Here is a 21,299-nt window from a genome sequence, read left to right on the forward strand (position 1 = left end):
CCACCGTGCGCGCGTTCGGCATCACCGGGTACAAGCAGCCCCTGACCGCCCTCGACGTCCCCGAGCCGACCGTCGGTGCCCACGACGTCCTGGTGAACGTCGAGGCCGCCGGGCTCAACCACCTGGACGAGAAGCTCCGCACCGGGGAGTTCAAGGCGATCCTGCCGTACAAGACCCCGCTCGTCCTGGGGCACGACGTGGCCGGCACCGTGATCCGCGTGGGTGCTCAGGTGCGCGAGTTCGAGCCCGGCGACCGCGTCTACGCGCGCCCGGGCACGCACCAGATCGGCACGTTCGCCGAGCGGGTCGCGGTCGCGGAGGCCGACGTGGCACCCATGCCCGCCTCGCTGAGCACGGAGCAGGCGGCCGGTCTGCCCCTGGTGGCGCTGACCGCCTGGCAGGCGATGGTCGAGCGCGGCCATCTGCGTGCAGGTCAGAAGGTCCTGATCCACGCCGGTGCCGGTGCGGTCGGCTCGATCGCGATCCAGCTCGCCAAGCACCTGGGCGCGCACGTGGCAACCACGGCGAGTGGCCCGGGCCTGGACCTGGTGCGCGAGCTCGGCGCCGATGTCGCCATCGACTACCGCACCGAGGACTTCGCGGCCGAGCTGACCGGCTACGACCTGGTCCTGGACAGCCTCGGCGGGGACAACCTCATCCGCTCGCTGCGCATCCTCGCCCCGGGCGGCAAGGCCATCGGCATCGCCGGACCGCCCGAGCCGACCTACGCCCGTGAGGCCGGTCTGAACCCGCTCGTGCGCCTGGCCGTCCGTGCGCTGAGCAGCAAGGTCCGCCGCGAGGCCAAGAAGCAGGGCGTGTCCTACGAGTTCCTGTTCATGCACGCCGACGGCGCCCAGCTGCGTCAGATCAGCGCCCTGATCGAGGACGGCACGATCCGCCCCCTGTCGGTCGAGACCTTCGCGTTCGACCAGACCCCCGACGCCCTCGCCGCGCTCGCCGCCGGACGCATCCGCGGCAAGGCTGTCATCACCCGCTCCTGAGCCCGCCCCGACCCCACCGGCTTCCGACCAGCACGAGGAGCACCATCGTGAGCACGACCGCCAACGACCCCGTCATCACCTCGTACGCGAAGGCGCCGACCAGGACCATCACCGCGGGTGGGGACACGTTCGCCTACCGCGAGCTCGGCCCGAGGGGTGGCATCCCGGTCGTCTTCTTCGTGCACCTGGCCGCGACCCTCGACAACTGGGACCCCCGCATCGTCGACGCGATCGCGGCCACGCGGCACGTCGTCGCCTTCGACCAGCTCGGTGTCGGCGCGTCCAGCGGAAAGGTCCGCGACACCCTCGAGGAGGCCGCCGACGACGCCTACCGGTTCGTCGCCGCACTCGGTCACGACACGATCGACGTCTTCGGCTTCTCCATGGGCGCGATGATCGCCCAGGACCTCGTGGTCAAGCACCCCGACCTGGTTCGCAGGCTCGTCCTGACCGGCACGGGCCCGCGCGGCGGCACGGACATCGACAAGGTCGTGGGCACCACCTACGGGGACGTCCTGCGCGCGACCCTGACCCGTTCGGACCCCAAGGAGTTCTTGTTCTTCAACCGCGACGCCGCGGGCAAGAAGGCTGCCAAGGCGTTCGTGGCCCGCCTGAAGGAGCGCACCGTGGACCGTGACAAGGACGTCACGCTGCCCGCGTTCCGCACCCAGCTCAAGGCGATCCAGCGCTACGGGCGGTCCGCCCCGTCCGACCTGTCGGTCATCACCGGTCCGACCCTGATCGCCAACGGCGACAACGACCGCATGGTTCCGTCGGTGCTCTCCGAGGACCTGCATCGGCGCATCGTCGGGTCCGAGCTGATCATCTACCCGAGCTCCGGGCACGGCGGGATCTTCCAGTACTGGGAGGAGTTCGCCCCCGTCGCCGCGACGTTCCTCTCCGAGTAGTCAGGAGTCGCCTCACCGACATGCGCAGGTGGCCCCGCCGGGTGCGAACCGGCGGGGCCACCTGCGTGAGGTCGCTCAGGCGCGCGCGGCCTTCAGCTGGGGGTAGACGGCCTCGATCGGTGCGCTGAGACCGGCCTTGGCCTGGACCGACCCCTCGTCGGCGAGCACCTCGTACTGCCCGGCCTGCACGGCGTCGAACACGTCGCGCACGAGCACGGCGGGGTCGACCTTGGGCTCGGGGGCGTAGGCGGCCATCGGGGTGTCGACGTACCCGACGTGCACACCCACGACGTGCACCCCGGCCGGAGCGAGCTCCAGGCGCAGCGAGTTGGTCGCCGACCACAGGGCGGCCTTCGTCGCCGAGTAGATCCCGGCCACGGCGTACCAGCTCAGCAGCGAGTGCATGTCGATGAGGACCGACTCGTCCTTGGCCGACAGCACCGGCGCGAACGCTCGGGCCAGGAACAGCGGGCCGAGGAAGTTGGTCTCCACGTTGCGGCGGATCTCCTCCTCGGTGTGGGTCAGGATCCCGGTGCTGGACACCGACGCCCCGGCGTTGTTGATCAGGACGGTCACGTCGGGAGCCGCCTCGACCGCGGCCTGGATGGACGCGGCGTCGGTGACGTCGAGCGTCAGGGGGACGACGCGCTCGTCGTCCCAGGTGCGCGGGGTGCGCGCGCTGGCGTAGACCTTGGCCGCGCCGCGGGCCAGGGCCTCGTGCACGAACTGCGTGCCGATGCCGCCGTTCGCGCCGGTGACCAGGACAACTGCTCCGTCAAGAGTGGGCATGCTCATGGCTCCTTCGTCGAGGTGGTGGAGTGTCGCGCCGGCCAGGGGGACGGGTCGGCGTGGGCCCGCTCGCCCGGGGCAGGGGTCCCGGACGAGCGGGCGGCTGGGGATGCTCAGAGGCGAGCAAGGGTGGGGTAGTCGGTGTAGCCCGCGGCACCGCCGGTGTAGAGGGTCGCGGGGTCGAGGTCGTTGAGCGGGGCGCCCGTGCGCAGCCGCTCCACGACGTCGGGGTTGGCCAGCGCGAACCGCCCCAGCGGCGCGATGTCGGCCAGGCCGGCGTCGATGTCGTCGGCGATCTGCTCGCGCTCGCGGCCGTACCGGACCACGAGCACGGCGGTCGGCCACGCCTCGCGCAACGAGCGCAGCAGCTCGTCGTCGCCGAGGTGGTGCACGTGCAGGTAGGCCAGCCCCAGCGGCGCGAGCTCACCGACCAGGTGCCGGTACTGCGCGCGGACGGCCTCGGTGTCGCCCTCGTCGAGCCCGCCGAGCGGGAAGGCGGGGGAGAGGCGGATGCCGGTGCGGTCGGCGCCGATCTCGTCCGCGACGGCCGCGGCCACCTCGACCACGAACCGCGCGCGGTTCTCGACCGAGCCGCCGTAGGAGTCGGTGCGCTGGTTGGCGTTCGGCGCCAGGAACTGGTGCAGCAGGTACCCGTTCGCGCCGTGGATCTCCACGCCGTCGGCGCCGGCGGCGATCGCCGAGGCGGCGGCGTGCCGGAACTCCCCGATGACGGTCTGGATGTCCTGCACGCTGAGCTCGCGCGGCACCGGGGTCTTCTGCATCCCCTGCGCCGTGACCATGTCCTGCTCGGCGGAGATCGCCGAGGGCGCCACCGGCCGTCGGTGGTGCGGGGTGTTGTCCGGGTGCGAGATCCGGCCCACGTGCATGAGCTGGATGAACAGGTGTCCGCCCTGGGCGTGCACGGCGTCGGCGACCTCACGCCAGCCCGCGACGTGCTCGGGCGTGTAGATGCCGGGCGTGCCCAGGTACCCCTGCCCGTCCTCGGAGGGTTGGGTGCCCTCCGTGATGATCAGCCCGAGCGAGGCCCGCTGCGCGTAGTGCGTCGCGATCAGCTCACCGGGGGTGCCGTCCGGGTTGGCCCGGCTGCGGGTCATGGGCGCCAGGGCCAGGCGATGGTTCAGCTCGAGCCGTCCGAGGGTGAACGGCTGCCACAGTGAAGGAGAGAGGGACATGCGTGCGATTCCTCACGTCGGACCAACAGGGGTCACGGTCCGGACCGAGGCGTGCCCCGGTGCCCGTGGGAGGATGCGCCGAGGCACATCCCGAGCCCACGCGACAGTGACTACACTCAAAAGTGAGCGCAGTCAGAGTCTATTCCCGGAGGATCCGATGTCCCTCGACTCCCCGCCGGTCGGGCGGCGCGAGCGCAACAAGCAGGCCAAGCTCGAGCGGATCATCGCCGCCGCCAGCGAGCTGTTCGCCGCCCACGGCGTCGACGACGTCACGACCCAGCAGATCGCCGAACGTGCCGACATCGGCACCGGCACCCTGTTCCTGTACGCCAAGACCAAGGGCGAGCTGCTCCTGCTCGTCCAGAACGCCGCCTACGCCGACGCCCTCGCCCGCGGCACCGCCGCCGCCGACGCCACCCCCGACGTCCTCGACGCCGTCATGGCGATCGTCCGCCCCGTCGTGGAGTGCAACCGCACCCAGATCGACAACGGCCGCACCTACCTGCGCGAGATGGTCTTCGGCGACCCCGAGGAGCCCCGCCACCGCGAAGCCCTCGAGATCGTCGCCCAGACCGAGGAGGCCGTCGCCGCCGTGCTGCGCCGGGACACCCGCATCGGCGGCGACGACGCCGTGACGCTGGCTCGGGTCGTCTCCGCGGTGCAGTTCCTGACCATGGCGGCCAGCCTCAACGTCGGGGCCACGATCGAGGAGATCCTCCGGGACGTCCGGGGCCAGATCGCCGCGATCCTGCCGCACTGACCTCGCGTCGCGCGTGGGGCGCGTGGACGCGCGGGGCGTCCGACGTCCACCCATGCTGCGGCCCGGTACCCTGGACGCGCGCCGACGACCGCCACAAGGCTGTCGCCGACGCCGCACGGATCCGCACGAGCCCATGACCAGCCCGCCGCCGTTCGGCAGCGGGCTGCCGACTGGGACTCCAGCCGGACCCGCGCGCCTGTAGCTCAGGGGATAGAGCACCGCTCTCCTAAAGCGGGTGTCGGCAGTTCGAATCTGCCCAGGCGCACAGGGTGTTGTTGCAGGTCAGGGGCGGTATGGGCGCCCCTGCCGCGGTGCGGCGGTGTCCGATCTGCCAGGCATTGGTCAGTGTGTGGTCAGTGACTTGTCTCAGGACGTGGACGGCCTGTCAAGGACGTGGACGGACGCCGGCGGACAAGGGTGAGTCGAGCACGTGCGCAGGCGCCGCCGCCCTCGCCGTCTCCTCCGTCACTGCGCAGAGTCAAGGGTCGGTTGGACGACTTCGCATGCCCTCGCAGTAAGTCATGCATGCATGGTGGCGCACCTTCTCATCGGGGCTAGGGGTGCGGCCAAGCGCTTGGACCAACTCCTCAACGGGGATTTCACGGGCCGTGATCCTCGCCAGTGGGTCTCGTGGACGTGAAACGAAGCTCACTTCTCGCAAGGTTCCCTCACTGACGTAGGCGGACGCCTCAAAGCGATACGTCCGGCCGTGCTCGTGGTCGCAGCCGTCTCCGCAGACCGAGCACTTGCCGTCATTTCCCCGAAGGACTTCGATCCAATAGCTCTCGCCGTTCAGGTGCTCACACTCGGAAGCGTCTTCGTGGCAGATGCTGCATCGCGCAACTGCCGTGAAGCCCGCGGAGTTGCCGAGCGGGACATGAGCCAGCGATGTCTCGCATTTTTCGAACCAAATGCCGTCCTCGTGTTCGAGCCAGCATCCAAACAGGCCCCCTGTAAGGGCGCCTATCTCGTGCAAGAGGCTGTGAGCATCGTCACGGAGTTCTCGGACCTGACGAGCGGCGTGCTCTGATGTCGCGTACTCGTCGATGTCAATCACCAGGTCCGAGAACCAATGTAGAGCGCCCGACGCCGACTTAAGAGCGCTGCGGAGCTCTGCCTCGGCCTCGGTGAGTGCACGATCAAGAGGCTGTGCCGCCCATTGCGCACGCGCGGCGTGTAGCGCTGCCGAGATTTCAAGCCATTGAATGATCCTCCTGCGATCTGCACCCGCCAATAGCCAGGCCGGAAGCGGTCTCTCTAGGCCGATGAGAGTTGGAGCCCCTGCGAGGAGCTCCGGTGCGGCGGCAGCCAGTATCCGCAGCCCTCGGCTTCGAGAGACCCTCGCTCGCCTGAGCGACGCCTCGCCCTCGGTGAGGCAGTGGTGCGCTCGTGCGGGGCCGGACGGAGGTGGTAGCGCGACGCCGGTACGGATAATGAGCGCTTGGATCCGCAACGGTTCAGCCTTCCTCGCCGCGCTCGATTTCTTGCCTCAGTTCAGCCGCCGTTGTCGCCGGGTCTAGGGAGGGCGCGAGTACGGCGATGATTTGCTCGACGACTCGATCGCCGCGTGCCTCGACGTGAAGCCCTTCGATCTCAAGCGCGCCGTCATGGCGCCGAAGTCGGCGGATGTCGATGGTGAGACTTGCTGCCGCGGGCTCCTGTACGAGTCCGCGCTGCACAGCCCTACGCAGCATCAACAGTGCATACTTCGCCACCGCAATAGCGCCCTCCGCGCCGAGTTCAGCGAGCGTCGAGACCGCAAGAGCGAGCAGGAAGCCGGAACTGTGCTCCCCGAGCAGCCTCCGCTGCCCCGGCGGATCAAGGTAATCGGCTTCGATACCGGCTGCCCGAAGCAGCTTCTTCGCCTCGATGTCGAGGTCTGAGTAGAACGCTCCCTCTTCCCGCGTCAATGACGGGAGGATTACTAGCGTCGGAAGAGGTCCAGCCTCTGCGAGGCGCCTCAGTTTGTCATCAGAGCGAGCGAACGTGGGCGGCGGCATCGCTGTCCTCCCTCGAGCGGGCATTGTGGTCGGGACCAGAGTAGTGCTGCTTTCGGCGGAGCGTGCGGATCGGAAGCGGAGATGGCGGTGGTTCGTGCAGGGATCCGCGAGGGATTCACGCGAGAAGGTGTTGAAGGTCGGCCAAAGCGTCCTCGGCGCGGTAGTGCAGTTTCGCCCCGCTCGGGACTAGCGGGTCAACGCGCCGCAAGTAGTTGATTGTCTTCCGCTCGCCAAGGACAAGATCGAGATAGGCCCCGGAGTAGCTAAGATAAAACCAGTCGTTGAGATCATTCGCCTCCCACTTCTCGGTCGCGTTGGCAATGCGCAAGTGAAGCGTCTCTCGCAACCGACTTAAGCCAGGGGTGGCCGCGATGTCGCGTTCCGCACTCTCGGTGAGCCATCTGCTGAAATCGCCGGGGGTTAGCCCAGCTTCCTTCGCGGCCGCGGGGAGGTCGTGACCGAGGTCTGAGATGAACCTAACGCGCGTCAGGTCACGTATGCGCGCTCTCGCCTTCGCGTTACCGGGGATGGCGGTCGCAAGGGGAAGGAAGGATTGAGACCACTGATGCGCCAGGTCCTGACCGCCGTTCGGGGTCGGAACCGGGTCGAGTAGCAGTTCTACAAGGACTGCCGCCCATACCTGGCGCTCGATCAGCCCAGACATCTCAGAGCCGAGTTCCGGAGCGAATGGCGCGGGTCGCTCCATATCGAGGGCGGCCTGTGGCGCAAGCGTGACCACGTCGCTGACGACGAGCGGTTCTCCGCCAAACAGTGCGCGCAGCTCAGCCCTTCGCAGTGCGAGCACGGAGCGCACCTGCCAGCCACGTGAGTATCGGAGCATGGTTGCTGCGAGGTCGAGTCTTGAGGCCCCCCCTCGTTTCGACGTTTCTACGAGGTGTGCTGCAGAGATCGGAACTATGACCTGTTCGCTTTCGACTGCCGTCGCCAACGTTCCAAAGAACTGACGTTGGGCAGGGGTCACGCGGTTGGGCTCCTTCTCCCACCGAGCGAAATGGATCCAGTCCCGTTGGTCGAGGTACACCGTGGGCGCATCGCACTTAGTGGACAAAGTCCCGAGGTTCATCGTCAAGGTGCGGCCGGACGCCTTGAACACGATCCGAGATTGTTTCGGAAAGAACGTGGAGCTCGTTACGGCGGCTCCCCGGTTTGTAGGTAGCGCGACGGTGGCCGTGGCAACCATCAAGTCGTCGCGCACGAACGTCGCGGTGCCGGTCTGGTAGTCGATCGCTATGGAGAGGAGTCGGCTGAGAGGATGTGCCCTGGTCAACTCGAAATCGCTCATACGGTCCCGTCCGGTCAAGGTGGCAGGCACTGGGAGGGTCGCACAACTTGAGCCGCCGTGAGCGGGCGTGTGCCTTCCGCGAACATCGGGCTGAAGACGCTCGGTGCAACTCCTCGCGTCTGCTGATCAGGACGTGGCTCGCGTCTGATCGGCGGCGGGCCATCCGGCGAACGTGCTCGGGCACCGCCAGACGACGTGTGTGCTCGCCACCGAAGGCACTTTGGCCCACGTACAGACCAAGTGGACGCGGTTGCAGTAGCGTCCGAAGGACATTTGGCATGGCCGAGCGGGTCGGGCGTCTCATCCGAGCGGCTCATGCGGCAGAGCCCCGATCGACCGCGGTGCCTGCATCAGCGGGATCACCGGCAGCCGCTCCATCGCCTGCCACGTCGCCTCGCTGAACAGGTGCCCGTACAGGTCCATCGTCATGGTCGCGGTGGAGTGCCCAAGGATGACCTGCACGGCCTTCACGTCCGCCCCGGCCGCGATCAGCAGCGACGCCGCGGTGTGCCGCAGGTCGTGGATCGTCGTCCCCTCCACGCCCGCCCGCCGCGTGGCCTCCATCCATCCCGACCGCGCCCGGAAGTTGGTGTTCGTCCACACGCCCCTGTCGGGCTCGGGAACAGGTACGCACCCGGGTCGGCGCCAGCGACCCGCGTGCGCACGTACTCGTCCAGGGCCGCTGGCACGGGCACGGTCCGCGTCTGGTGGGTCTTCGTCGGCCCGAACACCGCCCCGCTCGTCTTCTTGGACTGTGTCGCCGCCCGGTGTACGCGCACGCCGAGCCCGTGCGGGGTCTGCACGAGTCGTCAACCCGCAGCGCGGCCATCTCCGAGAATCGGCACCCGGTCGTGCCTAGGAACAGCACGACCGGCTGGCACAGCGGCGGCACCGCCATCACGAGCCGGCCAAGCTGCTCGGGCCGCAGCCAGTGCGGCTCTCGCTTGGTTCCCCCGCGGGGCAGCGCCACCATCCGCGCGACGTTCACCGAGAGCCGCCGGTCGCGGATCGCGTAGTCGAACACCAGCCGGATCATCGACAGCGCCCGGTGTCGCGTCGCCGTCGCCAACCCCCGCGCCGTCAGCGCGGACATCACCCGCTCGACCTCGGCCGCCGAGATCCCGGAGATCGGGTGCGCCCCGGTCTCGGGATCACGTACTTGTCCAGCAGGAACCGCGTGGTCTCCTGGCTGCGCACCGCCAGGTGACCACGCGAGGCCTGCCCCTCCTCAGCCAGCGCCGCGAACGTCATCCGTCCGCGCGCCGGGTCGATCCACGAGTCCGCGTCCAGCTTCGCGAGTTGGTCGGCCTCCCAGCGCTTGGCGTCGACCCCCGGCGCCCGAACGACCGCAGCGCGATGACCCGGCCCTCGAAGAACACCCCCGCGCGCCAGGTCACGTTGCCCGTCGGGTGCGCCCGCCTGGTGACGGACATCAGCGCCGCTTGACCGGCATCGTCGGCTCGCGCTCGACCCACGCCGCCGGGAGGAGGATCACCGTGCCGAGGCGCCGGTACGGGATCTGCTCGTGCTCGACCAGGTGGTAGAGCGTGAGTCTGGCGCTAAGTGGGCGGACGCCGGTCACAAGGATGCCGACATCGGTTCCGGAGCCGGTACCCTTGTGGCTATGGAGATCGGCGTCGCGCAGGCAGCCGAGGTGCTTGGCGTCTCGGCCCGTCACGTCCGTGATCTGATCGCCGACCACCGGGTGGCCGCGCGTCAGGTCGCAGGTCGCTGGCTCGTGGACGAGGCGTCGCTGCCCAGTGCGCCGCGACGCAGCCGTCCGATGTCGGCGGCCAACGCATGGCGCCTCGTGGACGAGAGCCGTGTCTCCTCGGCCAAGCAGGCCTACCTACGGCGGCAGGCCCTGGACCGTCTGGCTCACGACCGTGAACCCGAGCGGCTGCTGGCGTCCTGGGTTGCCTCGCGTGCTCGGCGGATGACCTACTCCTCGCGCAAGCCTGAGCCGCTCCTCGAAGACCCGGCTTTCGTCCCGTCGGGCCTGTCCGACCCGCGCGCCAAGATTGCGTCCGGAGCACTCATCGAGGGTTACGTGAAGGAGGCAGAACTGTCCCGGGTGCGCCGCGCCCATCTGCTCGTTCCCCACGTGTCTGGCGGCAACGTCGTGCTGCACGTCGCCGACGATCTGCCGCCGAGCCCCGTGCCGCTGCTGCTGCTCGCGGCCGACCTGGTCGAGCACGACGAGCCGCGTGAGATCGCCCGCGCCCGCGAACTGATCCGCGACGAGCTCCGGTGAGCGCCGTCGTCGTCCTTCCCGCGATGAGCCGAGGCCAGCGTGACGGCTGGTGCGCGCTGCTCGACCTGCACGACGTCATGTCGACGGGCTGGACCCTCGTCGGGGGCCAGATGGTGCATCTGTGGTGCGCCGAGCGTGGAGTGGCGCCCGCCCGCCCCACCGACGACCTCGACGCCGTGCTTGACGTGCGGGCGAATCCTGCGGCGCTGATGGAGTTCACGACCGCCCTGACGGGTATGGGCTTCGCGCCGGACGGTGAGACCTGGAACGGGCACCAGCATCGCTGGGTCCGCGATGAGGCGCAGATCGATGTCCTGATCCCGCGCTGGCTCGGGGCGCGTGCCGCCAACGGCAAGGGCGCCGGTGGACGCACCACTCTGGAGACGCCAGGAGCCCAGCAGGCACTCGACCGCACCGAGGAGATCGCCGTCGATGTCGGGGGGCGGCTCGGGATCGTTCGTCGCCCCAGTCTGCTCGGAGCCCTGGTCGCCAAGGACGCCGCGCACACCGTCGTGCTCGACAAGGCCCGGCGTCGGCATCTGACCGACTTCCTCGTGCTCACCACGATGATCGAGCCACAGGACCGATTGGAGGATGCGAGCGCCCGCGACCGGACCTACCTGGAGTCGATGCTCGGTGCGCTCGTGCGCGACGGGCGTGCGGTGGCCTCCGTTGAGGGCGCTGCAACGGGTGTTTCTACGCTTCGTCTCGCCCTTGGCCTGGAGGACTGAAGGGACCTCTCCACCTGTCCGCGAAGCGAGTGCCTCGGGCGTGTGGCGCTCCTCCCGGCACCAGCAGGCCGAGCCGCGGGCGACTGCTGGGCCTGCGGGTCGTCGGCGGTGAGCGCCCGACCCGGCCATCACGCCTGTCGCGGCCGTGGACGTGGGCGCCGCCCGCGTAGGATGTGCTCGCACCGAGCGCACCAGTGGCGTCACCGGGATCAGCCGGCGCTCGGGTGCGAGGGGTTCTGGTGCAGCGCCTGATCGGCTGGCGCGGTGCGGGGTCGTGACAACCTTGTCCGTGCCACGCCCTCAGTGGGTGTCGGCAGTTCGAGTCTGCCCAGGCGCACAGCGTGTGTCAGCAGGTCAGCGCGTTGTCAGCGCGACCACCGCCGCTGACGTGGGTCGTAGGCGGCTCGCCCGGTCGGCCTGTGGTCGGCGGCGTGCCCGTCGGGGCGGCCCGTGAGGGCGCGTGGCCGCTGGCGTGGACGCGGAGGCTTCGTGGGCGCATGTGTCGCCTGCGGCGAAGGAGGAGATGTGGCACGACCAGGCCAGAGCAGGTCCGGTCGCGCGCGCAGCGAGTCCGGCACCCCGCGTCGCCGGACCACGCGCCGCCCCGACGAGGAGGGCATCATCCCGGTGCTCGCCGGGGTGGCCCGCGAGGTCGACAACGCCGTGCAGCGGCCCCCGACGCGTCCGGCGGTGCGCACGAAGTTCCAGGTCGTGGCGTTGCTGGTGCGCGAGGAGCGGGCCCGTGTGATCGCCGACCGCACGCTGACCGAGTCGAAGCGCACCCAGGAGCTGAAGCGGCTCGACGGTGTGGCGACGCAGCTGGCCAAGACCGCGGCGCGCGACACCTCGCTGCTGGCCCTGCTTGCGGAGGACGCCCGTGTCTCGGATGCGGCGCGCGCCTACAAGGCCACCGTGATGCGTGCCGGCGGCCTGGAGCCTCCCGAGGAGCCCGAGCCCGTCGCACCGACCGCGCCGGCGCCGGTGGCCGAGAACCGGGTGGTGCCCCGCTCGGTGATCTCGCGGCAGCTGGCGAACCCGTTTCTGGCCCCCGACTTCGAGGCGGTTGCCGAGCGGCTCGCCGCGCGGCCACGACGGCTGGCAGGCTGGGAGCTGCTCGAACCGCTGTTCCGCTCGTTCGAGGTCGCCGGCCCGGGTGCGCCCGCCTGCATGACGCTGCCCGAGGCCCGCTCCAAGGTCGTCCTGCCCGGGCGTGAGCTGATGCCGCACCAGGCGCAGGTGGTCGCGGCCACGGCGCGTGGTCACCGCACGTTCCTGCTCGCGGACGAGCCCGGGCTCGGCAAGACCGCCCAGGCGCTGCTGGCCGCACAGGCCGCCGACGCGTACCCGCTGCTGGTCGTCGTCCCCAACGTCGTCAAGACGAACTGGGCGCACGAGGTCGGGCTGTGGACGCCGCTGCGTGCGGCCACGGTGGTGCACGGTGACGGCGAACAGGTCGATGCGTTCGCGGACGTCGTCATCGTCAACTACGAGCTGCTGGACCGGCACGTCGGCTGGCTCGGGAACCTCGGGTTCCGCGGCATGGTCGTCGACGAGGCGCACTTCATCAAGAACAAGGGCTCCCAGCGGTCCCAGCACGTGCTGGCGCTGTCCGAGCGGATCCGTGAGCGCACGTCCCGGCCGCTGCTCATGGCGCTCACCGGCACGCCGCTGATCAACGACATCGAGGACTTCCGGGCGATCTGGCAGTTCCTCGGCTGGATCGACGACACGATGCCGCTCGGCCCGCTGATGACGGCACTGGAGGAGACCGGGCTGACCCCGGCCGACCGGGAGTTCTCCGCTGCGGCCAGGGCGGCTGTGATCGACCGGGGCATCGTGCGCCGCCGCAAGGTGGACGTGGTCGCCGACATCCCTGCCCGTCGGGTGGCGGACCTGCCGGTCGAGCTCGACGGTGCGGTCGGTCGGTCGATCCGTGCCGCCGAGGCCGCGCTGGCCAGCCGACTGGTCAGCCGCTACCGGGCCGGCCTGGAGGTGCGCACCGGAGGCGTCGTCGTCGACGGCATCGACCACGAGCTCGCCCGCCGGGTGGCCGCCGCCGAGCTCAAGGACTCCAACGAGCGGTCCACCGGCGACAACGTGTTCACGATGGTCCGCCGCATCGGCCAGGCCAAGGCCGGGCTGGCCGCCGACTACGCCGCCCAGCTGGCCCGCAACGTCGGCAAGGTCGTGTTCTTCGCCAAGCACGTCGATGTGATGGACCAGGCCGAGCAGACGTTCGCCGACCGCGGCATCCGGTACGCCTCGATCCGGGGCGACCAGACGACCCGGGTGCGCGACAAGAACATCGCCGCGTTCGTCAACGACCCCGACGTGTCGATCGTCGTGTGCTCCCTGACGGCCGCGGGTGTGGGCATCAATCTGCAGGTCGCCTCCAACCTGGTGCTCGCCGAGCTGTCCTGGACCTACGCCGAGCAGACCCAGGCCATCGACCGCGTCCACCGGATCGGCCAGGCCGAGCCGGTGACCGCGTGGCGGATCATCGCCGCGCAGACCATCGACTCCAAGATCGCCGAGCTGATCGACAGCAAGTCCGGCCTGGCCGCACGGGCGCTGGACGGTGCGGGGGAGGACGAGGGCTCCTCGTCGACCGACGTGCAGCTCGACGCGCTGGTCGCGCTGCTGACCGACGCGCTGGCCGCCGATGGGCTCGGCTGACGGGAGGCTACGGTCGAGGGATGGCGCACCTCTTCGTCCTCGACCTGACCTACACCGCGGATCTTGCCGAGATCGATGCGCTGATGGCCGCGCACCGTGACTTCCTGGCGGTGCACTACGCCTCGGGTGTGTTCCTCGCCTCCGGCCGCAAGGAGCCGCGCACCGGCGGGGTGATCCTGGCCCAGGGCGAGCGGACCGCACTCGAGGACATCGTCGCGCAGGACCCGTTCACGGCGGCGGGCGCGGTCGCCTACACGGTCACCGAGTTCATCCCCACCACCACGGCGCCCGAGCTCGCGCACCTGGCCGTCACCGCCTGACGGGGCGCCGGGCATCAGGCGGGTTCGCGCGGTCCAGCGACCTGCGTCAGCGTCCGCTGCGCTCGGCGAGCTCCTGCGGGAACGTCGGCATCCGACCGGCGCCGGACGGCTCTCCGACGCGATCGGCCGTCGCAAGCCCTTCGTCGACGGCGCCGCCGCGGCGTAGGGCCACCGCCTATCTCGCGGCGGAGGGGGGAGGTTTCCGGACGGTGGAGGCAGTGTGAGCGGTGAGATGTGGCGGCTGGATGTCGATGCGGACCGATTCTCGGTCGTCGAGCGTGCCCCAGGCACGTACGACCTGACCTGGGAGACAGGGCCGAACCCGGGCTACGGCTTCACGATCGCGACCAGCGACCGCAACCCTCTGAGCCGCGGGCGCCTCGAGGAGGAGGCCAGGGGGTTCCTCCGGCAGGTCGACGCCGAGACCGGCTACCTCGAGTAGTGCGCACGTGCCCGCCCCGGGCGGCGGGCTGACCGACGCGGGTGGATGAGCTCGTCGCGGGTCACGGTCGGCGGGCCTCGCGGATCGCCGCCACGTGCCTCAGCGTCCGCTGCGCTCCGCGAGCTCCTGCAGGAACACGGGCATCCGGCCGGCGCCGAAGTCGTAGTAGCGGGCCCAACGCGGCGTGATCGCGATGCGGGCCATCCGGTCGTACATCTGCCGACAGCTGCGCTCGAACTGCGCGGCGGCCTCGGTGTCCATGGTCTTGCGGGCCGCGGCGAGGAACTCCTCGACCACGCCGTCGACGATCCGGACGTCCGCGCGTCCCCGGACGGACAGCGCCCGGGCGTCGTCCGGTCGGCCGCCGGTGTCGATCGTCAGCGCGACGTCCGGGTTGGTCGACAGGGCAGCGACCTTGGGTGCCGTGTCAGCGGTGGAGACCACGAACTGATGGCCGGTCCACCAGAAGCCGACCGGGACCACCCGGGGTGTGCCGTCCGTCCCGGTGTACGCCAGGTGGGCGATGGGGGTCGAGTCGAGCAGGTCGCCGGCGCTGGCCAGCTCGGCCTCGATGACGTGCTGATCCATCGCTGCGTCCTTCCTGTCGGGTACGAACCTGCCGACCGACCTTCCGCGGCCGCCCCTCGATCGTCACACGGGCCCACGACGGCCGCGGCTCGAGGTAGGCGGCATCCGGGTGTGCGGTGCGCCGGTCGCGGTGCGTCCATGAACACCCCCGGGGCCGGGCGGGTACCGAAGCGCCCCGGGCGAAGCCGCAGGTGCGGTACACCTGGCTGAGCGTCGCGTCAGAGGTCGCGACGCGTCAACGACGTGGCGGCGACGGTGCCGCCACACGAACCGGGGGGAGCAGATCCGGATGTCGATGCGCGAACGGGTGCTGTGGCCGGTCTCCGTCGTCGAGATCGTCTTGGCAGTGGTCGGAGCCCGGATGCAGGAGTGGCTCTTCGTCTTCACGATGGTGTGCTGTGCGGCGGCAGCGCTCTCCACCATCCGGAAGGTCGGGAGGGACAGGCGCGCCGGGTGAGCCCTCCGCGGCGCCCCTCCAGGCCACGACTTCTCGCCGAGGTCATCCTTCATCTCGACCGCCCGTTGTTGAAGGCTCTACGCTGAGCCTTCAACAACGGGCGGAGGTGTTGAAGGCTCATGACAGGTGAGGGCGAGCAGGGGCGGGACCCCGCCCACAACGCCTGGCCGGCACTGACGACCGAGGCGCGCGACTGGACGTCCACCCTCGACGACGGCCGGGTGTCGGTGTGGGACCGCAGGCGTCTCGCGCGTCCGTACCAGGCGTCCGTGCTGCCCTCGATCGCGGGCCTGACGCCACACATCAGCGGCGCGGTCCAAGCCGTCGTCGACCAGGCGACCTCCGACGTCGCGCGGTTCGACAGCGAGGTCGCAGCCATGCCCGTCCCGATGCCGGCCGTGCTGCTGCGCACCGAGTCGGCGTCCAGCTCCCAGATCGAGCACCTGACCAGCAACGCGCGCAACCTCGCCATGGCAAGCCTCGGCGTGGGTGGGAAGCAGAACGCCGAGCTCGTCGCCGCGAACGTGCGCGCGATGAACGAGGCTCTCGCCGTCGGGGACGACGTCACCTCCGCGACGATCCTCGCCGTCCATCGGGCGCTCCTCGCATCGTCCGATCCCGACGTCGCCGGTCACCTGCGCGCGGAGCAGGTGTGGGTGGGGAGCTCGGCCCTGAGCCCGCACGACGCGGACTTCGTCCCCCCGCACCACGACCGTGTGCCGGCCACGCTCGAGGACCTGATCGTCTTCGCAGGCCGGGACGACATCCCGGCGCTGGTCCACGCCGCGCTGGTGCACGCCCAGTTCGAGACGATCCACCCGTTCGTCGACGGCAACGGCCGCACCGGCCGGGTGGTCCTCCACCAGGTCCTCCGCCGACGAGGCCTGACCCGCCACACGACCGTCCCCGTCTCGGCCGGACTGCTCCGCGACCCGGAGCGGTACTTCCGCGCGTTGACGAGCTACCGGCAGGGCGACATCGACGCGATCGTCGAGCAGGTCGCGCACGCCGCGCTGGCCGCGACGCTGAACGGACGACGGCTCGCACACGAGGTGACGAACCTGCGTGCCTCATGGCGAGAGCAGATCACCGCCCGCGCCGACTCGGCCGCGTGGAGGCTTGCCGATGCGCTGTTCGCTCAGCCGGTCGTGAACGCCGAGTACGTCGCGACAACGCTCGGCCTCTCGGACCGCGGTGCGCGCAACGCGATCGAGGTCCTCGAGACCTCAGGCATCCTGCGTGCCGCGACTTCGGCCCACCGCAACCGGGTGTGGCAGGCGCCGACGGTGCTCACCGCGATGGACGCCTTCGCCGGGCGAGCCGGTCGCCGATCGATCGCCGATGCATCCGTCCTCCCCGGAGCGGCGCGCGGCCGGGGCTCCGGTCGACCGGGGTGAGCCGCGTCCGGACACGCGCGTCGCAGACCCTCGCCGTCGTCGGGTGGGCTGCCCTCGCTCTGGCGTGCGTCGGCGGCATGGTCGACCCGGAGCCGCCGGCACGGGCGGGGTGGTCCCCGATCGGGCTCGTCGTCGCGATCATCTCGGTCGTGGCGGCCGTCAGGGCGAGCCGGTCGGGCGTGATCGTCACCGGATCACAGGTGATCGTTCGGAACTTCCTCAGCACGCGCAGGGTCTCGCTCGCCGACGTCGAGCACGTGGGGGTGCTCAACTACGACGGCTTCCTCGTGTGGGACAGTCCCCGGACGTCGTGGTTGTGCACCGTCGCCGTCACCACCACCGCAGGCCGGGTCGTCAAGGCCTACGGGCTCGTCGGCTTCGCCGCCTCGGCGGAGCGGGCTGCCGCGCGCCTGCGTGACCTGATCGGTCTGCCGCACCGGTCGTCCGCGGCCGCACATCGCGCCCCGTAGCTGCTCCCGGGCGAGCGGGCCATGGGCTCGGCCGCGCGCCCGACGGTGCGATCGGATCAGTCGCCCCCGGTCCCGATGCGCACCAGCCCCGACTGGTAGGCGGCGACCACCAGCTGGGCCCGGTCGCGCAGCTCGAGCTTGGTCATCGAGCGGTTCACGTGGGTCTTGACCGTGAGCGGGGAGATGACGAGGCGTTCGGCGATCTCGTCGTTGGTCAGACCCTCGGCGACCAGGGCGACGATCTCGCGCTCACGGTCGGTGAGCTGGCCGAGCTGGGTGGGGATGCCGGCCGAGGCGACGCGGCTGGGCTGCGAGAGGAAGCTCGAGATGAGGGAGCGGGTGGCGGTAGGGGAGAGCAGGGCCTCGCCGGCGGCGACCAGGCGGATGGCGTCGAGCAGGTCGTCGGGGTCGACACCCTTGCCGAGGAACCCGCTGGCCCCGGCGCGCAGCGCCAGGTAGACGTACTCGTCGAGCTCGAAGGTGGTCAGGACGAGGACCTTGACGCCGGCGAGGTCCTCGTCGGCGCTGATCCGGCGGGTGGCCTCCAAACCGTCGAGGCCGGGCATGCGGATGTCCATGAGGACGACGTCGGCGCGCTGCGACCGGGCCAGGGCCACGGCCTCCTCGCCGTTGGCGGCCTCGCCGACGACGACGAGGTCCTCGGCGCTGTCGACCAGCACGCGGAACCCGGCGCGGATGAGGGCCTGGTCGTCGGCGATGAGCACTCGGACGGTCATCGGTCCTCCACGGTGAGGGGCAGCAGTGCGGCGACACGGAACCCGCTGTCGGGGGTGGGGCCCACCTCGAGCGTGCCGCCGGCAGCCAGGACGCGCTCGCGCATGCCGACCAGTCCGAGGCCGGAGCCGATCGGCTCGTGCGGGGGATCGGCGGCACGGGCCGGCGACGTGCGGGGCGGGGCGACGTTGGTCACCGTCAGGAGCAGGTGGTCGCCCGAGGTCTCGACGCGGACCGTGGTGGGCGCGCCCGTCGCATGCTTCTGCACGTTGGTCAGCGCCTCCTGGACGAGCCGGTACGCCGCGCTGCCGGCGGCCGGGCTCAGGGTGGGCGTCGGCCCGGATGCCTCGACCCGGACGGGGGTGCCCAGAGCTCGTGCCGTGGCGACGAGCCCGGCCAGGTCGGCCAGCCCGGGGGCGGGGGCCGTGGGCAGCGCGGTCTCGTCCTGGCGGAGCACGCCGAGCACGGACTGCAGCTCGGCGAGCACGGACCGGGCCGAGCCGCGCACGTGGTGCAGGGCCTCGCGGGCGCCTGCCGGGTCGCGGTCGATCAGGTGCTCGGCCACGCCGGACTGCACGCTGATCACCGCGACATGGTGCGCGATGACGTCGTGCAGCTCGCGGGCGATCCGCACCCGGTCCTCGGCCACGCGTCGGCGGGCCGTCTCCTCACGGGTCTCCTCGGCGCGCAGCGCGCGGTCGGTGAGCGCCACCATCGTCGCGCGCCGGCTCGCGATCGCCAGCGCGACGGCCGTCGCCGTCCACAGCCACAGGACGACGTCGATCCGCCCCCACTCGCCGGTCCGCAGCCCCGCGCTGAGGACAGACGTGATCCCGAGCAGCACGGACGTGATCGCGGCGGCCCGCACGGCCCGGGTCCGAGGCTCGTGCAGCGCGTAGCCGAACATCGCGAGGGTGACACCGAACTGGGCCAGGTTGACCTGCCAGCCACCGATCATCGCCACGAGGTTCGCCACGGACGTGACGACCAGCGCCACCAGCGGGAGGCGCCGCACCTGCGTCAGCGCCAGCGCGCACACCACCGTCAGGGCGATGTCGACGGCGGTGAGATCCAGGTCCATGCCGCCCTTGTGGCGCAGGCGCGCAGCCACCGCCAGCGGGACGAGCAGGAACGCGGCGCCGAGCGCGAGGCCCAGCACCGCGTCCACCAGGGACGGACGTCGCCGCAACCGCTCGACGACCGGCCGCCCGAGGATCATGGCCGCCACCCTACGGACCGCGAGCTGCTCACACGTCGCGGCGCGTCATCGACACGACGGCCGCACCCAGCGCCGCGACGACCCAGGCGGCGAGCACCCAGGCACCCGCGCCCGCGCCGAGCACGTCGCTCCCGGCGCCCTGCACCGAGGTGAACGCCGAGGCCGCCGAGCTGGGCAGGTACGCCAGGACCGGGTCCCAGCTGTCGGGCAGCAGCGCGCCGGCCAGCGGGGGCAGCACCATGAACACCGCGACGACCGCGCCGATCGAGCCGGCGACGCTGCGCAGCAGGATCCCCAGACCCATGCCGATCAGACCGACCGCCGTGATGTAGGCGGCCATGCCGAGCACCTGGCGCAGCACGCCGTCGTCGGTCAGGGCGAGCGTGGCGGCGTCCCCGCCGGACAGGACGGCCATGCCGATCGCGAAGGCGCCCAGGACGCCGACCACGGAGACCACGACCGACACCGCACCGAACACGGTCGCCTTGGCGGTCACCACCTGCCAGCGCCGCGGTACCGCGGCGACCGTCGTGGCGATCATCCGTGAGCCGTACTCGCGCGCGCCGGCGAGCGCACCGAGGATCCCCATCAGCAGGACCGCGAAGTTCGCGCCCATGAGGACGGTCGAGACCGGGTCCGCGCCGCCGAACGGGCCGCCGCCGTCCCCGCCCTCGGGGGTCGCGACCGATCCCGTCGAGACCGCCGCGGCGATCGCGCCGAAGCCGACGAGCACGGCGAGCGTGGAGGCCAGACCGATCCAGGTCGAGCGCAACGTGCGCAGCTTGACCCACTCCGACCGGATCGCGGTGCCCAGCCCCTGCGGGCGGACAGGTGTCGCGTCGTTCGGCCGGGTGGCCGCGGCATCGAGGGCGGGCAGGGGACGCTCGAGCGTGGTGGCGGTCATCAGGCGGCCCTCCGGGCGGTCTCGTCAGGGGAAGGAGAGGGGGAGTGGGCGGAGGTCGGAGCGGGTGCGCCGGTCGGTCGGGCGTGGTGCTGGACCGTGCCCGTGTACTCCACGCTGTCGCGCGTGAGCTCCAGGTAGGCCGTCTCCAACGACGTGGTCTGCGTGAGCAGCCCGTGGATCCGCAGCCCGTGCGCGGCAGCCAGGTCGCCGATCACCTCGGCGCTCGCCCCACGGACCTCCAGGTGGTCGGCCCGCGAGGACGCCACGACCACGTCCGGCCCGATGATCAGCGGTGCCAGCGCACCCGCGTCGGGCGAGATCACCTCCACCACCCCGGGCGAGGACGTCGCGATGAACGTGTCCATCGCGGTGTCGGCCAGGATGCGCCCCTGCCCGATGACCAGCAGGTGCTCGGCGACGAGCTCCATCTCGCTCATCAGGTGCGAGGACAGCAGCACGGTGCGCCCCTCCGCAGCCAGCTCGCTCAGCAGCGCCCGGATCCACTGGATGCCGTCCAGGTCCAGACCGTTGACCGGCTCGTCCAGGATCAGCACGCCCGGGTCGGCGAGCAGCGCAGCCGCCAGGCCCAGGCGCTGACCCATGCCCAGGGAGAACGTGCCGGCCGCCTTGCCCGCGACCTCGGTCAGCCCGACGGTGCCCAGCACCTCGTCGACCCGGCGCGCCCCGATGCCGACCGTCGCGCCGAGCGCGAGCAGGTGGTTGCGCGCCGAGCGACCCTTGTCGACCCCCTTGGCGTCCAGCAGCGCGCCCACCTCCGCGAGGGGTGCCGGTGCGTCGACGTAGGGGCGCCCGTTGACCAGCGCGACACCGGACGTAGGGCGGTCCAGGCCGACGATCGCGCGCATCGTCGTCGACTTCCCGGCGCCGTTGGGACCGAGGAACCCGGTCACCACACCCGGCCGCACGATCGCGCTGACGGCGTCGACGGCCGTCTTGTCGCCGTAGCGCTTGGTCAGTTCCCGCAGCTCGATCATGGCCGTCCTTCGTCTCGTGGTGCCGTACGACCAGCCTTCCCGGCGACCGGCCGCACGTCGTCGTCCGGCCGCACGGATCTGCTCGTACTGCGCCCGCAGTACGAGCCGCCCCCGGTGTCGTCCACCAGGTGGAGGACCGTGAGGGCACGGCGCACGA

The 21,299-nt window shown here is 71.0% G+C and carries 23 protein-coding genes and 1 tRNA gene; 13 read left to right on the forward strand and 11 right to left on the reverse strand.

Features of this window, described 5'->3' with window-relative positions; translation table 11 throughout:
* Positions 1 to 5 precede the first annotated feature (5 nt).
* Both BKA22_RS11765 and BKA22_RS11770 read left to right on the forward strand, forming a co-directional pair.
* Complete coding sequence (locus BKA22_RS11765; protein ID WP_146954187.1) at positions 6 to 1,001, forward strand: NADP-dependent oxidoreductase; 996 nt, start codon at positions 6 to 8, stop codon at positions 999 to 1,001.
* A 47-nt stretch (positions 1,002 to 1,048) separates the two neighbouring features.
* A complete protein-coding gene (locus BKA22_RS11770) occupies positions 1,049 to 1,909 on the forward strand; it encodes an alpha/beta fold hydrolase (RefSeq protein ID WP_146954188.1) in 861 nt (286 codons plus the stop codon).
* 75 nt (positions 1,910 to 1,984) lie between these two features.
* Here BKA22_RS11770 and BKA22_RS11775 read toward each other — a convergent pair whose 3' ends face one another.
* Both BKA22_RS11775 and BKA22_RS11780 read right to left on the reverse strand, forming a co-directional pair.
* On the reverse strand, positions 1,985 to 2,698 hold the full coding sequence (locus tag BKA22_RS11775; RefSeq protein ID WP_146954189.1) for an SDR family oxidoreductase: 714 nt from the start codon (positions 2,696 to 2,698) through the stop codon (positions 1,985 to 1,987).
* A gap of 113 nt (positions 2,699 to 2,811) precedes the next feature.
* The gene (locus BKA22_RS11780) at positions 2,812 to 3,891 is read right to left on the reverse strand and encodes an alkene reductase (RefSeq protein WP_146954190.1); all 1,080 of its coding nucleotides are present in this window, start codon (positions 3,889 to 3,891) and stop codon (positions 2,812 to 2,814) included.
* Between the two features lie 157 nt (positions 3,892 to 4,048).
* Here BKA22_RS11780 and BKA22_RS11785 point away from each other — a divergent pair, with 157 nt between their 5' ends.
* The 3 genes from BKA22_RS11785 to BKA22_RS11795 all read left to right on the forward strand — a co-directional run bounded on the left by BKA22_RS11785 (position 4,049) and on the right by BKA22_RS11795 (position 5,681).
* Positions 4,049 to 4,651: a TetR/AcrR family transcriptional regulator gene (locus BKA22_RS11785; protein WP_146954191.1), complete on the forward strand. Its 603-nt coding sequence runs from the start codon at positions 4,049 to 4,051 to the stop codon at positions 4,649 to 4,651.
* 192 nt (positions 4,652 to 4,843) lie between these two features.
* Positions 4,844 to 4,916 (forward strand) — tRNA-Arg (locus BKA22_RS11790).
* Positions 4,917 to 5,360: 444 nt separating this feature from the next.
* Positions 5,361 to 5,681 (forward strand): hypothetical protein, encoded by a 321-nt coding sequence (locus BKA22_RS11795; protein WP_146954192.1) that lies wholly within the window; start codon positions 5,361 to 5,363, stop codon positions 5,679 to 5,681.
* Between the two features lie 427 nt (positions 5,682 to 6,108).
* On the opposite strand, the gene BKA22_RS11800 is transcribed toward BKA22_RS11795, so the two are convergent.
* The 4 genes from BKA22_RS11800 to BKA22_RS11815 all read right to left on the reverse strand — a co-directional run bounded on the left by BKA22_RS11800 (position 6,109) and on the right by BKA22_RS11815 (position 9,536).
* Entirely contained in the window at positions 6,109 to 6,651 is a 543-nt protein-coding gene (locus tag BKA22_RS11800; protein WP_146954193.1) for a hypothetical protein, read from the reverse strand.
* Positions 6,652 to 6,766: 115 nt separating this feature from the next.
* On the reverse strand, positions 6,767 to 7,954 hold the full coding sequence (locus tag BKA22_RS11805; protein ID WP_146954194.1) for a hypothetical protein: 1,188 nt from the start codon (positions 7,952 to 7,954) through the stop codon (positions 6,767 to 6,769).
* Positions 7,955 to 8,254: 300 nt separating this feature from the next.
* Entirely contained in the window at positions 8,255 to 8,518 is a 264-nt protein-coding gene (locus BKA22_RS11810) for a tyrosine-type recombinase/integrase (RefSeq protein WP_146954195.1), read from the reverse strand.
* 868 nt (positions 8,519 to 9,386) lie between these two features.
* Complete coding sequence (locus BKA22_RS11815) at positions 9,387 to 9,536, reverse strand: hypothetical protein (protein WP_179561757.1); 150 nt, start codon at positions 9,534 to 9,536, stop codon at positions 9,387 to 9,389.
* Positions 9,537 to 9,578: 42 nt separating this feature from the next.
* Between BKA22_RS11815 and BKA22_RS11820 the strand changes: the two genes are divergently transcribed.
* The 5 genes from BKA22_RS11820 to BKA22_RS11840 all read left to right on the forward strand — a co-directional run bounded on the left by BKA22_RS11820 (position 9,579) and on the right by BKA22_RS11840 (position 14,377).
* Positions 9,579 to 10,208, forward strand: a complete 630-nt coding sequence (locus tag BKA22_RS11820; protein ID WP_146954196.1) for a helix-turn-helix domain-containing protein — start codon at positions 9,579 to 9,581, stop codon at positions 10,206 to 10,208.
* Complete coding sequence (locus BKA22_RS11825; protein WP_146954197.1) at positions 10,205 to 10,939, forward strand: hypothetical protein; 735 nt, start codon at positions 10,205 to 10,207, stop codon at positions 10,937 to 10,939. Before BKA22_RS11820 ends, BKA22_RS11825 begins: the two co-directional genes overlap by 4 nt.
* A 525-nt stretch (positions 10,940 to 11,464) precedes the next feature.
* On the forward strand, positions 11,465 to 13,615 hold the full coding sequence (locus BKA22_RS11830) for a DEAD/DEAH box helicase (RefSeq protein WP_146954198.1): 2,151 nt from the start codon (positions 11,465 to 11,467) through the stop codon (positions 13,613 to 13,615).
* A 20-nt stretch (positions 13,616 to 13,635) separates the two neighbouring features.
* Entirely contained in the window at positions 13,636 to 13,935 is a 300-nt protein-coding gene (locus BKA22_RS11835) for a YciI family protein (RefSeq protein WP_146954199.1), read from the forward strand.
* Positions 13,936 to 14,155: 220 nt separating this feature from the next.
* Positions 14,156 to 14,377, forward strand: coding sequence for a hypothetical protein (locus BKA22_RS11840; protein ID WP_223203699.1), 222 nt, complete (start codon positions 14,156 to 14,158; stop codon positions 14,375 to 14,377).
* 99 nt (positions 14,378 to 14,476) lie between these two features.
* On the opposite strand, the gene BKA22_RS11845 is transcribed toward BKA22_RS11840, so the two are convergent.
* Positions 14,477 to 14,965, reverse strand: coding sequence for a pyridoxamine 5'-phosphate oxidase family protein (locus BKA22_RS11845; protein ID WP_146954200.1), 489 nt, complete (start codon positions 14,963 to 14,965; stop codon positions 14,477 to 14,479).
* Positions 14,966 to 15,254: 289 nt separating this feature from the next.
* On the opposite strand from BKA22_RS11845, the gene BKA22_RS11850 reads away from it, so the two are divergent.
* The 3 genes from BKA22_RS11850 (at position 15,255) to BKA22_RS11860 (ending at position 17,289) form a co-directional block, all read left to right on the forward strand.
* A complete protein-coding gene (locus tag BKA22_RS11850; RefSeq protein WP_179561758.1) occupies positions 15,255 to 15,422 on the forward strand; it encodes a hypothetical protein in 168 nt (55 codons plus the stop codon).
* A gap of 119 nt (positions 15,423 to 15,541) precedes the next feature.
* Positions 15,542 to 16,819 (forward strand): Fic family protein, encoded by a 1,278-nt coding sequence (locus BKA22_RS11855; protein ID WP_146954201.1) that lies wholly within the window; start codon positions 15,542 to 15,544, stop codon positions 16,817 to 16,819.
* Entirely contained in the window at positions 16,816 to 17,289 is a 474-nt protein-coding gene (locus BKA22_RS11860) for a hypothetical protein (protein WP_146954202.1), read from the forward strand. The genes BKA22_RS11855 and BKA22_RS11860 overlap by 4 nt, the downstream gene beginning before the upstream one ends.
* Before the next feature lie 56 nt (positions 17,290 to 17,345).
* Here BKA22_RS11860 and BKA22_RS11865 read toward each other — a convergent pair whose 3' ends face one another.
* The 4 genes from BKA22_RS11865 to BKA22_RS11880 are packed head-to-tail and all read right to left on the reverse strand — an operon-like array spanning position 17,346 to position 21,142.
* Positions 17,346 to 18,026 (reverse strand): response regulator, encoded by a 681-nt coding sequence (locus BKA22_RS11865; protein WP_146954203.1) that lies wholly within the window; start codon positions 18,024 to 18,026, stop codon positions 17,346 to 17,348.
* Entirely contained in the window at positions 18,023 to 19,243 is a 1,221-nt protein-coding gene (locus BKA22_RS11870) for a sensor histidine kinase (RefSeq protein WP_146954204.1), read from the reverse strand. The genes BKA22_RS11865 and BKA22_RS11870 overlap by 4 nt, the downstream gene beginning before the upstream one ends.
* Positions 19,244 to 19,271: 28 nt before the next feature.
* On the reverse strand, positions 19,272 to 20,147 hold the full coding sequence (locus tag BKA22_RS11875) for an ABC transporter permease (protein WP_218866641.1): 876 nt from the start codon (positions 20,145 to 20,147) through the stop codon (positions 19,272 to 19,274).
* Complete coding sequence (locus tag BKA22_RS11880) at positions 20,147 to 21,142, reverse strand: ATP-binding cassette domain-containing protein (RefSeq protein WP_146954205.1); 996 nt, start codon at positions 21,140 to 21,142, stop codon at positions 20,147 to 20,149. The genes BKA22_RS11875 and BKA22_RS11880 overlap by 1 nt, the downstream gene beginning before the upstream one ends.
* Positions 21,143 to 21,299: the final 157 nt, after the last annotated feature.

Origin of the sequence: Cellulomonas soli, from assembly GCF_013409305.1 — a bacterium.
GTDB lineage: Bacteria > Actinomycetota > Actinomycetes > Actinomycetales > Cellulomonadaceae > Cellulomonas > Cellulomonas soli.